Genomic DNA, 15086 nt, shown 5'->3' on the forward strand with positions numbered 1-15086 from the left:
GTGGATCTCCCCGTTGGAGCCCGCTACAGGCGGGCGACGGACACGGCGGTGGGCGAGAGCACGCCGACGACGGTGACCGCGGCCCCGGTCTCGATCGTCTCGACGGCGCGGGCGTTCAGGCGGGTGAGATGGCCGCCGACGCTGACGTTGACCACCCCGAAGCCCGCCTCGGGAATGGTCGAGACCACGACGCCGTCGTAGCCGACGATGTCGGACGTGCGCGGCGTCTGGTCGGTGGCGCCGTTCTTGAGCGTTCGGGTGAGCCAGGCGGTGAGCCCGGCGACGAGTGCGCCGGCGACCACGCCGAGCCCGAGCGTCGCCGGGGTGCCGAGGTCGGCGGACTGCGCCAGCGACGCGCAGAACCCGAACGCGGACACGAACGCGGCCGCGGCGGCGCTGGAGAACCAGTCGCCGCCGACGTGGAGGACTCCGTCCAGGAACTCGCCGGCCAGTAGCGACACCAGCAGGAAGGCGAGCCCGGCGAAGCCCAGGACGAGATAGATCGTCACCCGTTGATCCCCCTACCGGCCGCGTGGACGGCCCGATGGTAGCGGGTGCCGCTCGCGGGCACGACGACGGTACTAGCATGCGGATGACGGGCCACTCAACGTTTCCGGCAGCGATGCCCTAATGTTTCGTCTGGGTCACCACGACGGGGTGGACGACCGTTTCTTGTACGCCCCTGAACCGTGAGGAGTACCTCCTGATGACCGTTCGTGTAGGCATCAACGGCTTCGGCCGCATCGGGCGCAACTTCGCTCGCGCGGTGTTCGCGCAGGGCGGCGGCGACATCGAGATCGTCGGCGCCAACGACCTCACCGACACCAAGACCCTCGCTCACCTGCTGAAGTACGACTCCATCCTCGGCACGCTCGCCGACGTCAGCCACGAGGGCGACACCATCACCGCCGGCGGCCAGTCGTTCAAGGTGCTCACCGAGCGCGACCCCGCGCAGCTGCCCTGGAAGGAGCTCGGCGCCGACATCGTGCTCGAGTCCACCGGGTTCTTCACCGACGCCACCAAGGCGAAGGCGCACATCGACGGCGGCGCGCAGAAGGTCATCATCTCGGCCCCGGCGAAGAACGAGGACGTCACCCTCGTGCTGGGCGCCAACGAGAACACCTACGACCCCGCCGCGCACTCCATCATCTCCAACGCGTCGTGCACCACGAACTGCCTGGCGCCGCTGGCGAAGGTCATCAACGACGCGTTCGGCATCGAGCGCGGTCTCATGACGACGGTGCACGCCTACACCGCCGACCAGAACCTGCAGGACGGCCCGCACAAGGACCTCCGCCGGGCCCGCGCCGCCGCGCTGAACATCGTCCCCACCAGCACCGGTGCGGCCAAGGCCATCGGCCTGGTGCTGCCCGAGCTGAAGGGCAAGCTCGACGGCTTCGCGCTGCGGGTGCCGACGCCCACCGGCTCGGCCACCGACCTCACGGTCACGCTGTCGCGCGAGGTCACCGTGGACGAGGTGAACGCCGCGTACAAGGCGGCCGCCGAGGGCGCGCTGGCCGGCTACCTGCGCTACACCGAGGACGAGATCGTCTCGTCCGACATCGTCACCGACCCCGCGTCGTGCATCTTCGACTCCGGCCTGACCCGCGTCATCGGCGACCAGGTCAAGGTCGTGGGCTGGTACGACAACGAGTGGGGCTACTCCAACCGGCTGGTGGACCTCGTCCGCTTCGTCGGCGCCTCGCTCTGAGCGTGATGAGGGGAATCGACGAGCTGGGGGACCTGCGCGGTCAGCGGGTCCTCCTCCGCTCCGACCTCAACGTGCCGCTCGACGGGTCGGTCATCACCGACGACGGCCGGGTGCGCGCGTCGGTGCCGACCATCCAGCAGCTGCGTGAGGCCGGCGCCCGGGTCGTCGTCATGGCCCACCTGGGCCGGCCGAAGGGCGCGCCCGACGCGAAGTACTCGCTCGCGCCGGTGGCGAAGCGGCTGGGTGAGCTGCTCGGCGCTGAGGTCGCGTTCGCCACCGACACCGTCGGCGAGAGCGCGCGCAAGACCGTCGCCGCGCTGGCCGACGGCGAGGTCGCGCTGCTCGAGAACCTGCGCTTCGACGCCCGCGAGACCAGCAAGGACGACGCCGAGCGCGGCGCCTTCGCGGCCGAGCTGGCCGAGCTGGGCGACGTCTTCGTGTCCGACGGCTTCGGCGTCGTGCACCGCAAGCAGGCCAGCGTCTACGACCTCGCCCAGGCGCTGCCGCACGCGGCCGGCCTGCTGGTCCAGGCCGAGGTGCGCGCGTTCGCGAAGGTCCTCGTCGATCCCGAGCGCCCGTACGTCGTCGTGCTCGGCGGCTCGAAGGTCTCCGACAAGCTGGGCGTCATCGACAACCTGCTCGAGAAGGTCGACCGCCTGCTCATCGGCGGCGGCATGGCGTTCACGTTCCTCAAGGCCCAGGGCTACGAGGTGGGCGGCTCGCTGCTCGAGGACGACCAGCTCGACACCGTCCGCGAGTACCTGGCGCGGGCGCAGGAGCGCGGCGTCGAGCTGGTGCTGCCGGTCGACGTCGTCGTCGCGGCCGACATCAGCGCCGACGCCGCCACGTCCGTGGTGCCCGCGTCGGCCATCCCGGCCGACCAGAAGGGCCTCGACATCGGCCCGGCCACCATCGAGCTGTTCCGCGGCAAGCTGGCCGACGCGAAGACGGTGGTCTGGAACGGCCCCATGGGCGTGTTCGAGCTGGCGCCGTTCGCCGAGGGCACCCGCCAGGTCGCGGTCGCGGTCTCCGAGGTCGGCGGCACCAGCGTCGTCGGCGGCGGCGACTCCGCGGCCGCCGTCCGTCAGCTCGGCCTCGACGAGGGCGCGTTCACGCACATCTCGACCGGCGGCGGCGCCTCGCTCGAGCTGCTCGAGGGCAAGGAACTGCCCGGCCTCACCGTCTTGGAGTCCTGATGGCGACGAAGACCCGCCGGCCGCTCATGGCCGGCAACTGGAAGATGAACCTCAACCACCTCGAGGCCATCGCGCTGGTGCAGAAGCTCGCCTTCTCGCTCAACGACGACGACCTCGAGAAGGTCGAGGTGGCGGTGCTGCCGCCGTTCACCGACCTGCGCTCGGTGCAGACGCTGATCGACGCCGATCGCTACAACATCGCCTTCGGCGCGCAGGACCTCTCCCAGCACGCCTCCGGCGCCTACACCGGCGACATCTCCGGCGCCATGCTGGCGAAGCTGGGCTGCACGTACGTCACCGTCGGCCACTCCGAGCGGCGCGAGTACCACGGCGAGACCGACCAGCTGGTGGCGGCGAAGATCAAGGCGGCCTATCAGCACGAGCTGACGCCGATCCTGTGCGTCGGCGAGCCGCTCGAGGTCCGTCAGGAGGGCCGGCACGTCGAGCACACGCTGGCGCAGCTCGACGGTGCGCTCGAGGGCCTGGGCGCGGAGCAGGCGGCGAGCATCGTCGTCGCGTACGAGCCGGTCTGGGCCATCGGCACCGGCGAGGTCGCCACGCCCGACGACGCGCAGGAGCTGGCCGCGGCCATCCGCGAGCGGCTGGCGAAGCTGTACAGCGCCGAGCTGGCGGCGGGCGTGCGCATCCTCTACGGCGGCTCGGTGAAGGCGGCGAACGTCAAGCCGATCATGGAGCAGCCCGACGTCGACGGCGCGCTGGTCGGCGGCGCGAGCATCAACGCCGACGAGTTCGCGCTGATCGCCCGGTACCACCGCAACCCCTGAGCAGGACCATCGTGTCCCCGTCGTCCGGCCCGTCGCATCGGCCGGGGGCGGGGACATGATCATTCACAGCGACCAGGTACCATTCGGCACGACAGGCCCGAACGCGTAGTCTTGGACCGTGCGCCCGGCGCTCGCCGGCCCCGCCGATCCGGAAGGACGAAGGCACACCACCGTGGAACTGGCATTCTCGATCCTGCTGGTCGCGACCAGCGCGTTGCTGATCCTGCTGGTGCTCATGCACAAGGGCAAGGGCGGCGGGCTGTCCGACATGTTCGGTGGCGGGGTGTCCTCCTCATTGGGTGGGTCCTCGGTGGCCGAGCGCAACCTCGACCGCCTCACGGTCGCGCTCGGCCTGGTCTGGGCCGCTGCCATCATCGCGCTCGGCCTGCTGAACGCCAGCTAGCAACGTCAGGGAGGACGCACCGTGGTCGGAGGCAACGCGATCCGTGGCAGCCGGGTGGGCGCCGGACCCATGGGCGAGGCAGAACGCGGCGATTCCGCACCACGCCGCAAGGTGACGTACTACTGCGAGCACGGACACGAGAGCTCGCCCAGCTTCGCCGCCGAGGCCGCCATCCCTGAGTCCTGGGACTGCATCCGCTGCGGGCTGCCGGCCAGTCAGGACCGCGAGCACCCGCCGGCCGCGCCGCGCACCGAGCCGTACAAGACGCACCTCGCGTACGTGAAGGAGCGGCGCAGCGACGAAGACGGCGCCGCCATCCTCGAAGAGGCCCTGCAGGCGCTGCGCAAGCGCCGTTCCCTCTGAGGGCGTGTCTCCCGGGTCCGTGGCCTACTGCGCGACGCCCAGGCGGCGCCTCGCTGCGTTCTCGTCAGTCGCCATAGGCACCGCTATGTCTCCTTCCTCGGCCTTGCGAGGCATCCACCTGGACGCCGCTCGCTACGGCCGAGACCCGGGAGCCACACCCTGGTTCTGCTCCAGGAACGCCCGGGCTGCGCGACGCATGTCGTCGCGCAGCTCACGTGGTTCCAGCACCACCACGTCGCCGGCCAGTCCGAGTAGGTACACGCGCGTCTCGAGCGCCGACTCGAACGTCATGGCCACCTCCTGCCAGCCGTCGCCGTCCGGTTCCGACACGGTGTCGACGACGGCGTTGCGGGCCCAGCGCAGCCGGGTGGCGGCGTACCCGCGCACGCGCAACCGGACCGGGTAGCGGCGCAGCCCGGCGAAGTAGCGCTCGCCGCTGTCGTGCCAGTGCGCGGCGAGGTCGAAGCCGGGCGGACGCCGGAACCGCTCGCTCGTGTGCTCCGCGTGCGCGATGCGCCCGACCCGGTAGGTGCGGTAGTCGTCGTCCTTGCGGGCGACGAGGTACCAGGACCGCTTCTTCGCCACCAGCCCCAGCGGCTCGACGCTGACGGCGGCGGGCGCGCTGCCGTAGCGCACCAGCACCCGGGTGTCGTTCCACACCGCCCGCCGCAGCACCGCCAGCCACGGCGACGGCTCGCGCGCCTCCATCCAGTCGGCGTGGTCGACCAGGACCCGTTCGCGGGCGAGGTCGGCCTGCTCGCGGGCGTGCGCCGGCACCGTGGCGAGCAGCTTCGCCTCGGCCGTCCCCGCGGCGGCGTCGAGCCCGAGGTCGGCCAGCACGTGCGCCGTCGACGCGACGAACAGCGCGGCGGTCTCGGCGGGGGAGAGGCCGGTCAGCCGGGTGCGGTAGTCGGCCGCCAGCGACCAGCCGCCGGCCCGGCCGCGGTCGGCGTAGACGGGGAACCCGGCCGCGCTGAGCGCGTCGAGGTCGCGCTGCACCGTGCGCGTCGACACCTCCAGCCGCCGGGCCAGCTCGCCCGCCGTCAGCCGGCCGTGCGTCTGCAGCAGCAGGACGACCTGGACGAGGCGTTCGGCGCGCATCTCTCTAATATGACAGACGGTGTCCTATTAGGGTCCTACGGTGGTCGATATGTGGAGTGCCGATCTGCTCGACCAGCTCGAGTTCTACTGGAACGTCCATTTCCGGCCGCGGCTGGCCGGCCTGACCGACGACGAGTACCTGTGGGAGCCGGCGGAGGGCGCGTGGAGCCTGCGGCCCGGCCCGGGCGGCGCACTGGACCTCGAGTCCGTCCAGCCCGAGCCGCCGCTGCCGCCCGTCACGACCATCGCCTGGCGCGCCATGCACGTCGGACGCGACGTGCTCGGCAAGCGGGCGCGGGCGTTCTTCGACCCTGACGCGGCCGACGCCGACATGTACTCCGCGCTGCACTGGCCGGACGGGTTGCCGGCGGCGGCGGACGGGGCGCTGGCGCTGCTGGACGAGGCGTACGAGCTGTGGCGGTCCGGGGTCGCGGCCCTGGACGACGAGACGATGCTGCGGCCGCTGGGGCCGCGCGGCGGGCCGTACGCGGACGACTCGATGGCCAAGCTCGTGCTGCACGTGAACCGGGAGGTCATGGCGCACGGCGCGGAGATCTGCCTGCTGCGCGACCTGTACCGGGCGCGGACGGACCAGCGGGACCCCGTCGTCGCCGCGGCGTTGCGTGGCGACGCGGGCGCCGTAGCGGCGGCGCTGGGGGACGGCGCCGCCGGCGTGCGGCCGTCGCTGGCCGCCGAGGCCGCCGGACTACACCACTGGGACGTCGTGCGGGCGCTGGCCGCGGCCGGCGCGCCGGTGGACGGTGCGCTGCACTACGCGGCCGGCGCGGGCGCGCTGGACGTGGTGAAGCTGCTGGTGGAACGCGGTGCGGACGTGGCGGCGAAGGACGATCGGTTCCAGCTGGACCCGGCCGGCTGGGCCGACTTCTTCCAGCACCCCGACGTCGCGGCCTACCTCCGCTCCGTCACCGGCTAGCGGCTACGGGCCGCGGCGACGGCGGGCTTCGGCGGCTTGGCGTCGAACGAGTAGCGGCGCTTGCTCTCCCGCTCCAGCAGCCCGGCGTCGGCGAGCCGCTTGAGCACGACCGGGCACACCTTGCACCGCGGCCGGTCGCGGCAGCACTTCTTCTTCGCCTTCATCGACGCCACGCGGGAAGGATAGGCAACCCTTTCTCGTCCTGTCACATCTGTCCCGATGTAGGGCGATCTCAGGGGACGGTGAGCCGGCGCCGCGGCCCGCACGGCGAGGCAGGACGGCCGAGGCCGGGCGGGAGCTCGGACACCGAGACTTGGGCCGGCACGCTCGGTGCCAGCCGCGCCGCCGGCGCTCGGACCGGCGTCGCCTCGTCCGCGCCCGCCGTCGCCAGGCCGAATCTGCCCGGGTGCGCGAACGATCGGCCCTGGCCCGGCGACCTTGTTCACCCGTGGTGACGTGAGCGCCAACAGTTGGCGCTCACGTCACCACGCCGCATCGCACTACCGGCCTGATGGACGGCGAGCCGACGCCGCGGCCCTCACGGCGAGGCGGGGCGCCCCAGGCCGGGCGGGAGCTCGGCCGCCGCGGCGCGGTCCAGCAGCCACCGCGTCGCCCGCTGGCCCTGGGCGCCGGCCGCCGGGATCTGGACCGGCCCGGATCCGCCCAGCGCCAGCCGCACCGCCGGCGCCTTGTCCGCGCCCGCCACCACGAGCCACACCTCGTCCGCCGATCGGATGACCGGCAGGCTGAGGCTGACCCGCTCAGGCGGCGGCTTCGGCGCGCCGCGGACGCCGACCACTGGACGATCGTCGTGCAGGGCCGGGTGCTCCGGGAACAGCGACGCCACGTGGCCGTCGGGCCCGACGCCGAGCAGCAGGACGTCGAACGCCGGGGCGCCCACGTGCAGCCGCTTCTCCGTCTGGGCCGCCAGCACGTCGGCGTAGGCGGCCGCCGCGTCCTCCGGCGTCAGGTCGCCGGACGCCGCAGGCATCGCGAACACCCGCGCCGAGTCGACCGGCACGTGGTCGAGCAGGGCGGCCCGCGCCTGGGTCTCGTTGCGGTCCGGGTCGCCGGACGGCAGGAACCGCTCGTCGCCCCACCAGATGGACAGCGCCGACCAGTCGACGGCCGAGCAGGCGGGCGACGCGGCGACCGCGCGCAGCGTCGCGATGCCCGCCGTGCCGCCGGTGAGGACGACGGACGCGTCGCCGTGCGCGGCCTGGGCGTCGACCAGGCGGGTGATGAGCCGGGCCGCCACCGCCTGGACGAGCACGTCGGCGTCGCGGTGGATCACGATCGTGGGTGTGGTCATCGCTTGGCCTTCGCTTTCGTCCGGGTGATCTTGCCGGTCTCGTGCAGTTCCTCCAGACCTTCCTGGATGACCTCGGCGTAGACGTCGTCGGGGTCGAGGCGCCGCAGTTCCTCGGCCAGCGAGTCGCCGGCGCTGCGGCGGGGGAGCGCGACGCGGCGGTCGGCGCGGCCGGGGACGGTCAGCGTCGCCACCTCGTCGTCGGGACGCTCGATGGCGATCGCGCCGGACGGACGGTCGAGCCGCACGCTGAACAGGCCCTCGACGCCGGTCGCCTTGGTCCGCGTGACGGGGACGCGCAGCGTGTGCGCCAGCCACCCGGCCAGCAGGTCGGCGCTCGGGTTGTCCGGACCGCCGACGACCCGCGCCGCCGTGATCTCCTCGTGCGGCGGCTGGTCCAGCGCCGCCGCGAGCAGCGCCCGCCACAGTGTCAGCCGCGTCCACGAGAGGTCGGTGTCGCCCGGCTGGTACGTCTCGGCCCGCTCCTGCAGCGCCGCGCTCGGCCGCTTGCAGGCCGCGGCGTCGGTGATGCGCCGCTGCGCCAGCCGCCCGACGGGGTCGTCGGCCGGCACCGGGGGAGACTCGGCCGGCCACCACGCGACCACCGGGTTGTCGGGCAGCAGCAGCGGGACGATGACGGACTCGGCGTGCCCGGTGAGCGGCCCGAACAGCCGCAGCACGACCACCTCGCTGGCGCCGGCGTCGCCGCCGACGCGGATCTGCGCGTCGAGCCGGGCCGACCCGCGCGACGTGCCCTTGATGACGGCGATGATGCGGCACGGGTGCTCGTGGCTGGCCTGGTTCGCCGACTCGATGGCATCCTCGGCGCCGGCCTCCTCGGTGACGAGGACCAGCGTGAGGACGCGACCCAGCGCGACCGCGCCGTGCTTCTCGCGCAGCTCGACCAGGCGCTTGCCGACGTCGCCGGCGGTGGTCGACGGGATGTCGATGATCATGGACGCCTCCAGGTGCGGCCGTCGCGGGCCAGCATCTCCTCGGCCGACGCGGGGCCCCAGCCGCCGGGCGAGTACTGCTCGGGCTGCCCCGGGCTCGCCGCCCAGAACTCCTCGATCGGGTCGAGGATCTGCCAGGACAGCTCGACCTCCTCGTGCCGCGGGAACAGCGGCGGGTCGCCCAGCAGGACGTCGAGGATCAGCCGCTCGTACGCCTCGGGGCTCTCCTCGGTGAACGAGCCGCCGTAGCCGAAGTCCATGGTGACGTCTCGCACCTCCATGGCCGTGCCGGGCACCTTCGACCCGAACCGGATGGTCACGCCTTCGTCCGGCTGCACCCGGATGACCAGCGCGTTCTCCCCGAGCTCCTCGGTGGCCGTGGACTCGAACGGCAGGTGCGGCGCCCGCTTGAACACGATCGCCACCTCGGTGACACGGCGCCCGAGCCGCTTGCCGGTGCGCAGGTAGAACGGCACGCCGGCCCAGCGGCGGGTGTCGATGTCGAGGCGGACGGCGGCGAAGGTCTCGGTCGTGGACTCGGGCGGGATGCCGTCCTCCTCGAGGAACCCCCTCACCTTCTGCCCGCCGGCCCAGCCCGCCGCGTACTGCCCGCGCGCGGTGTGCTCGCGGAGGTCCGGAGGCAGCCGGACGGCGGAGAGCGCCTTCTCCTTCTCCGCCCGCAGGTCCGACGCGTTGAACGAGACCGGCTCCTCCATGGCCACCAGCGCCAGCAGCTGCAGCAGGTGGTTCTGGATGACGTCGCGGGCCGCGCCGATGCCGTCGTAGTAGCCGGCCCGGCTCTCGATGCCGATGTCCTCGGCCATCGTGATCTGCACGTGGTCGACGAAGTGGGCGTTCCAGATCGGCTCGAACAGCTGGTTCGCGAATCGCAGCGCCAGGATGTTCTGGACCGTCTCCTTGCCCAGGTAGTGGTCGATGCGGAAGATCGAGTCGGGCGGGAAGATGCTCTCGACCGTCGCGTTGAGCTGCCGGGCGCTGGCGAGGTCGTGGCCGAACGGCTTCTCGATGATCACCCGGCGCCACTGCTCCGGGCCGTCCGGGTGGGCCAGCCCGGAGCGGTCCAGCTGCTTGCAGACGATGTCGAAGAACGACGGCGGGATCGACAGGTAGAACGCGTGGTTGCCGCCCGTGCCCTGCTGTTCGTCCAGCTCGCGGACGGTCTCGGCCAGCCGGTCGAACGCGTCGTCGTCGGAGAAGTCGCCCGGGACGAACCGGAACCCCTGCGCGAGCTGCCGCCAGGTCGCCTCCCGGAACGGGGTGCGCGCGTGCTGTTTGACGGCGTCGTGCACGATCTTGCCGAAGTCCTGCGTGGCCCAGTCGCGCCGGGCGAACCCGACCAGCGAGAAGCCGGGCGGCAGCAGGCCGCGGTTGGCGAGGTCGTACACCGCCGGCATCAGCTTCTTGCGCGCGAGGTCGCCGGTGACCCCGAAGATCACCAGGCCGGACGGGCCGGCGATGCGTGGCAGCCGCTTGTCGCGTTTGTCGCGCAGCGGGTTCTGGTAGTTCACCGCAGAACGTCCCTCAGAGTCTCGATGCCTGCCTTGCGGTCGGTCAGGTGCAGCCGGAGCACCGGGCGGTCGTGGTCGGCCAGCACCTGGGCGTCGCCGGCCGCCTGCGCGGCGATCAGCTGCCCGAACGTGAACGGCCGGTCCGGGATCGCGAGGTCGTCCGCCGGCGCGCCGGTGACCTGCAGGTACACGCCCTGCGCCGGACCGCCCTTGTGGTACTGGCCGGTGGAGTGCAGGAACCGCGGGCCCCACCCGAACGTGACGGGCCGCTCGGTGCGCCGCTCCAGCGGCACGCGGACGGCGGCCAGCCCGGCGTCGTCGCCCTCGCGGTCGAGGTAGGCCATGACGGCGAGGTAGCCGTCGGGCGCCAGCCGGCCCAGCAGCGCGTCGACGGCGCCGCTCAGCGTCGTCACGCCGTCGAGCAGCCCGGCCGAGCCGCGCACCTCGACGACGCCGTCGGTGAAGGCGGGCGCCTCGGGCTCCGGCGTGGCGTCGAGCAGGCCGCGGGCGGCCTTCTTCGCGCTCTCGACGTCGGGCTGGTCGAAGGGGTTGATGCCCAGCAGCTTGCCGGCGACGGCCGTCGCGTACTCCCAGAGCAGGAACTGCGCGCCCAGCTCACCGGTGACGACGACGCCCTTGGCCGGTGGCTGCGCGGGCTCGCCGACGATGGCCGGGAGGACGTCGGCGGCGGGGTGCGTGATCTCGGGGTCGTCGACGCTGCCGCTGGCGATGGGCAGGACGCCGGTGCCCAGCTTGCCGGTGGACTCGGCGATGAGCTGCTCGGCCCAGTCGGCGAACCCCACGATGCCGGAGCCGGCGTCGGCGATGGCGACCTTGTCGCGGCCCTGCTCGTGCGCGCCGGCGAGCGCGGCGCCCAGTCGCAGCGCCGGGTTGTCGGTGACGTCGCCGCCCAGCCGCTCGGCGGCGGCCGCGGCCTCGTCCAGCAGCGCGGCGATGTCGGCGCCGGCCAGCCCGCTCGGGACCAGCCCGAACGCCGTCAGCGCGGAGTAGCGGCCGCCGACGTTCGGGTCGGCGAGGAACACCCGGCGGTAGCCGCCGGCCTCGGCCAGCTCGGCCAGCCCCGACCCCGGGTCGGTGACGGCGACGATGCGGCTGGCGGAGTCGATGCCGGCCGCTTCGAACGCGGCCGCGAAGACCCGCCGCTGGCTGTCGGTCTCGACCGTCGAGCCGGACTTGCTGGACACCACGATGACGGTGCGGTCGAGGCGGTCGGCCAGCGCACGGGCCACCGAGCCCGGGTCGGTGGTGTCGAGGACGGTCAGCTCGACGCCCGCCGTCCGGGTGATGACCTCCGGCGCCAGCGACGAGCCGCCCATGCCGGCCAGCACGATGCGGTCGAGGCCCTCGGCCCGCAGCTCGGCCGACAACGCCTCGATCTCGGCCAGCAGCGGCCGCGACGTCTCGTGCAGGTCGGTCCAGCCCAGCCGGATGGACGCCTCCGCCTCGGCGTCGGGGCCCCACAGCGTGGCGTCCTTCGCCGCGATGCGCGACGCGACCTTCTCGCCGACCAAGCCCTCGACGACGGCGTCGGCGTCGACGCCGTACGTGCTGACGGTCAGTGCGGTCACTTGGCGGCCTCCAGCTTGGCGTTGACGGATTCGAGCAGGTCGTTCCAGCTGGTCTCGAACTTCTCGACGCCCTCGCGCTCGAGCACCTCGCTGACGTCGTCGAGGTCGACGCCGGCGGCGCGGACCGCGGCCAGCGTGTTCCACGCGTCCTCGCGGTGGGGCCGGATGGTGTCGCCGGTGATGTCGCCGTGGTCGGCGACCGCCTCGATCGTCGCCTCGGGCATGGTGTTCACGGTGTCGGGCGCGACCAGCTGGGTGACGTACATGGTGTCGTCGTAGTCGGGGTTCTTCGTCGACGTCGACGCCCACAGCGGCCGCTGCCGCTGCGCGCCGGCCGCCTCCAGCCGCTGCCAGCGGTCGGCGGCGACGACGTCCTCGTAGGCGGCGTAGGCCAGCCGGGCGTTCGCGACGGCCGACTTGCCGCGCAGCGCCAGCGCGTCGTCGGAGCCGATGGCTTCCAGCCGCTTGTCGATCTCGGAGTCGACCCGGCTCACGAAGAAGGACGCGACCGAGGCGATGCCGTCGAGCGACTCACCGGCGGCGACCCGCTGCTCGAGTCCCGCCTGGTAGGCGTCCATGACCTCACGGTAGCGGTCGATGGAGAAGATCAGCGTGACGTTCACGCTGATGCCCGCGGCGATGCCCGCGGTGATGGCCGGAAGGCCGGCCTTCGTCGCGGGGATCTTGACGTAGACGTTCGGCCGGTCGACCTCCGCCCACAACTCCTTGGCCTGGGCGATGGTGGCGTCGGTGTCGTGCGCCAGCCGCGGGTCGACCTCGATGGAGACCCGGCCGTCGCCGTTGGTGCTCTGCTGCGCGACCGGCGCGAACAGGTCAGCGGCGGCGCGGACGTCGTCGGTGGTGAGGTCGCGCACGGCGGCGTCGGCGTCGGAGCCCTGGCCGGCGTGGCGGCGCAGGTCGTCGTCGTACAGGCTGCTCTTGGTGATGGCGGCCTGGAAGATCGACGGGTTCGTGGTGACGCCGACGACGTGCTTGTCGTCGATCAGCGACTGCAGGTTCCCGGTGGTCAGGCGGTCGCGGGAGAGGTCGTCGAGCCAGATGGCGACGCCCTCGGCGGAGAGCCGGCCGAGCGGATCGTTGGTGTTCATGATGTCCCTCTCAGGTGTGGGAGATGGAATCACGGGCCGCGGCCACCACGGCGTCCACCGTGATGCCGAACTCGCGGTACAGGGTCTGGTAGTCGGCCGAGGCGCCGAAGTGCTCGAGGCTGACGGCGCGGCCGGCGTCGCCGAGGTAGCGGTGCCAGCTCATCGCGATGCCGGCCTCGACGGAGACGCGGGCCCTGACGGCGGCCGGGAGCACCGACTCGCGGTACTCGGCGTCCTGCTCCTCGAACCACTCCTGCGACGGCATGGAGACGACCCGCGTGGCGACGCCGTCGGCCTGCAGCCGCTCGCGCGCCTCGACCGCCAGCTGCAGCTCGGAGCCGGTGCCGATGAGGATGACCTGCGGCGTTCCGCCGTCCGCCTCGGCGAACACGTACCCGCCGCGGGCCGTGCCCTCGGCGTCGCCGTAGACGCTGCGGTCGAACGTGGGCACGTTCTGGCGGGTCAGCGCGAGGCCGGCCGGGTGCTGCCGCTCGAGGATCGTCCGCCACGCGACGGCCGTCTCGTTCGCGTCGGCCGGGCGGACGACGTCCAGACCCGGGATCGCGCGCAGCGCCGACAGGTGCTCGACCGGCTGGTGCGTCGGGCCGTCCTCGCCGAGGCCGATGGAGTCGTGCGTCCACACGAACGTCACCGGCAACTGCTGCAGCGCCGCCAGCCGGACCGCGGCCCGCTGGTAGTCGCTGAACACCAGGAACGTCGCCGCGTACGGGCGGGTGAGGCCGTTCAGCGCGATGCCGTTGACGACGAGGCCGGAGGCGAACTCGCGGACGCCGAAGTGCAGCGTGCGGCCGTAGGGGTCGCCGGGGAACATCTTCGACGAGCGCTTCTCGGGCAGGAAGCTCGGCTCACCCTCGATGGTCGTGTTGTTCGAGCCGGCGAGGTCGGCCGAGCCGCCCCACAGCTCGGGCAGCACCGGCGCGACCGCGTTGATGACCTTGCCCGACGCGGCCCGGGTGGCGACGCCCTTCTCCGAGGCCTCGAACGACGGCAGGCTGTCCGTCCAGCCCTCCGGCAGCTCACGCCGCTGCAGGCGGTCGAGCAGGGCGGCGCGGTCGGGGTTCGCGCCGCGCCAGGCGGCGTAGCGCTCGTCCCACGCGGTGCGGGCCTGCTTGCCGCGGGCGCCGACCGCGCGGGCGTGCGCGAGGACGTCGTCGGCGACGTCGAAGCTCTTCTCCGGGTCGGCGCCCAGCACCCGCTTCGTGGCCGCGACCTCGTCGGCGCCCAGCGCGGAGCCGTGGATGGCGCCGGTGTTCTGCTTGTTCGGGGCCGGCCAGCCGATGATCGTCCGGACCGCGATGAACGACGGCCGGTCGGTGACGGCCTTCGCGTTCTGCAGCGCCTCGAAGATGGCCCGCGGGTTCTCCTTGTACTCGCCGTCGGCGGTGAAGTCGACCACCTGGGTGTGCCAGCCGTACGCCTCGTAGCGGGCGACGGTGTCCTCGGTGAAGGCGATGTTGGTGTCGTCCTCGATGGAGATGTGGTTGTCGTCCCACAGCACCACGAGGTTGCCCAGCTCCTGCGTGCCCGCCAGCGAGCTGGCCTCGCTCGACACGCCCTCCTGGAGATCGCCGTCGGAGGCGATGACGAAGACGTGGTGGTCGAAGACGCTCTCACCCGGCAGGGCGTCGGGGTCGAGCAGGCCGCGGACCCGGCGCTGCGCGAACGCCATGCCGACCGCCGTGCCGAACCCGGACCCGAGCGGGCCCGTCGTGACCTCGACGCCGTTGGTGTGCCGGTACTCCGGGTGCCCCGGCGTGGCCGAGCCCCAGGTGCGGAACGCCTTGAGGTCGTCCAGCGAGACGTCGTAGCCGGACAGGTACAGCTGGATGTACTGCGTGAGGCTGCTGTGCCCGGCCGACAGGACGAACCGGTCGCGGCCGAGCCAGTGCTGGTCGGACGGGTCGTGACGGAGCACCTTCTGGTAGAGCGTGTAGGCCACCGGGGCCAGGCTCATCGCCGTGCCGGGGTGGCCGTTGCCCACCTTCTCGACGGCATCCATGGCGAGCAACCGCACGGTGTCGACCGCCCGGTCGTCGAGCTCCGTCCACTCGAAGTCTGCGCTGTTCTCGGGTGTCGTGTTCAC

15 protein-coding genes are annotated in these 15086 nt (G+C 72.7%); 6 read left to right on the forward strand and 9 right to left on the reverse strand.

Translation table 11 applies throughout. From position 1 onward, the window contains the following. Nucleotides 1-23 precede the first annotated feature (23 nt). The gene (locus tag BLU82_RS09615) at nt 24-509 is read right to left on the reverse strand and encodes a hypothetical protein (RefSeq protein WP_092619034.1); all 486 of its coding nucleotides are present in this window, start codon (nt 507-509) and stop codon (nt 24-26) included. Between the two features lie 197 nt (nt 510-706). Here BLU82_RS09615 and gap point away from each other — a divergent pair, with 197 nt between their 5' ends. The 5 genes from gap (at nt 707) to BLU82_RS09640 (ending at nt 4458) form a co-directional block, all read left to right on the forward strand. Then, nucleotides 707-1711 (forward strand): type I glyceraldehyde-3-phosphate dehydrogenase, encoded by a 1005-nt coding sequence (gap, locus tag BLU82_RS09620; protein ID WP_092619037.1) that lies wholly within the window; start codon nt 707-709, stop codon nt 1709-1711. 5 nt (nt 1712-1716) lie between these two features. Continuing rightward, complete coding sequence (gene pgk, locus BLU82_RS09625) at nt 1717-2907, forward strand: phosphoglycerate kinase (protein ID WP_092625649.1); 1191 nt, start codon at nt 1717-1719, stop codon at nt 2905-2907. Continuing rightward, complete coding sequence (tpiA, locus tag BLU82_RS09630; RefSeq protein ID WP_092619040.1) at nt 2907-3692, forward strand: triose-phosphate isomerase; 786 nt, start codon at nt 2907-2909, stop codon at nt 3690-3692. Before pgk ends, tpiA begins: the two co-directional genes overlap by 1 nt. A gap of 172 nt (nt 3693-3864) precedes the next feature. After that, nucleotides 3865-4095, forward strand: a complete 231-nt coding sequence (secG, locus tag BLU82_RS09635; RefSeq protein WP_069114129.1) for a preprotein translocase subunit SecG — start codon at nt 3865-3867, stop codon at nt 4093-4095. Between the two features lie 21 nt (nt 4096-4116). Then, nucleotides 4117-4458 (forward strand): RNA polymerase-binding protein RbpA, encoded by a 342-nt coding sequence (locus BLU82_RS09640; RefSeq protein ID WP_069114128.1) that lies wholly within the window; start codon nt 4117-4119, stop codon nt 4456-4458. A 132-nt stretch (nt 4459-4590) separates the two neighbouring features. On the opposite strand, the gene BLU82_RS09645 is transcribed toward BLU82_RS09640, so the two are convergent. After that, nucleotides 4591-5559, reverse strand: a complete 969-nt coding sequence (locus tag BLU82_RS09645) for a YafY family protein (RefSeq protein WP_092619043.1) — start codon at nt 5557-5559, stop codon at nt 4591-4593. 49 nt (nt 5560-5608) lie between these two features. Between BLU82_RS09645 and BLU82_RS34080 the strand changes: the two genes are divergently transcribed. Next, nucleotides 5609-6493 carry an ankyrin repeat domain-containing protein gene (locus BLU82_RS34080; RefSeq protein ID WP_172885565.1) on the forward strand — a complete coding sequence of 295 codons (885 nt, stop codon included), beginning with the start codon at nt 5609-5611 and terminating at the stop codon, nt 6491-6493. On the opposite strand, the gene BLU82_RS34085 is transcribed toward BLU82_RS34080, so the two are convergent. The 7 genes from BLU82_RS34085 to tkt form a co-directional block, all read right to left on the reverse strand. Then, nucleotides 6490-6666, reverse strand: a complete 177-nt coding sequence (locus tag BLU82_RS34085; RefSeq protein WP_157740767.1) for a hypothetical protein — start codon at nt 6664-6666, stop codon at nt 6490-6492. The genes BLU82_RS34080 and BLU82_RS34085 overlap by 4 nt on opposite strands. A gap of 365 nt (nt 6667-7031) precedes the next feature. After that, nucleotides 7032-7805: a 6-phosphogluconolactonase gene (gene pgl / locus BLU82_RS09655; protein ID WP_092619046.1), complete on the reverse strand. Its 774-nt coding sequence runs from the start codon at nt 7803-7805 to the stop codon at nt 7032-7034. Next, nucleotides 7802-8758 carry a glucose-6-phosphate dehydrogenase assembly protein OpcA gene (gene opcA / locus BLU82_RS09660; protein WP_092619049.1) on the reverse strand — a complete coding sequence of 319 codons (957 nt, stop codon included), beginning with the start codon at nt 8756-8758 and terminating at the stop codon, nt 7802-7804. The genes pgl and opcA overlap by 4 nt, the downstream gene beginning before the upstream one ends. Next, nucleotides 8755-10284: a glucose-6-phosphate dehydrogenase gene (gene zwf / locus BLU82_RS09665; protein WP_092619052.1), complete on the reverse strand. Its 1530-nt coding sequence runs from the start codon at nt 10282-10284 to the stop codon at nt 8755-8757. The genes opcA and zwf overlap by 4 nt, the downstream gene beginning before the upstream one ends. Beyond that, a complete protein-coding gene (locus tag BLU82_RS09670; protein ID WP_092619055.1) occupies nt 10281-11873 on the reverse strand; it encodes a glucose-6-phosphate isomerase in 1593 nt (530 codons plus the stop codon). The genes zwf and BLU82_RS09670 overlap by 4 nt, the downstream gene beginning before the upstream one ends. Continuing rightward, complete coding sequence (gene tal, locus BLU82_RS09675) at nt 11870-12982, reverse strand: transaldolase (protein WP_092619058.1); 1113 nt, start codon at nt 12980-12982, stop codon at nt 11870-11872. Before tal ends, BLU82_RS09670 begins: the two co-directional genes overlap by 4 nt. 10 nt (nt 12983-12992) lie before the next feature. Beyond that, nucleotides 12993-15086 (reverse strand): transketolase, encoded by a 2094-nt coding sequence (gene tkt, locus BLU82_RS09680; RefSeq protein ID WP_092619061.1) that lies wholly within the window; start codon nt 15084-15086, stop codon nt 12993-12995.

This window comes from Jiangella sp. DSM 45060, from assembly GCF_900105175.1.
Lineage (GTDB): Bacteria > Actinomycetota > Actinomycetes > Jiangellales > Jiangellaceae > Jiangella.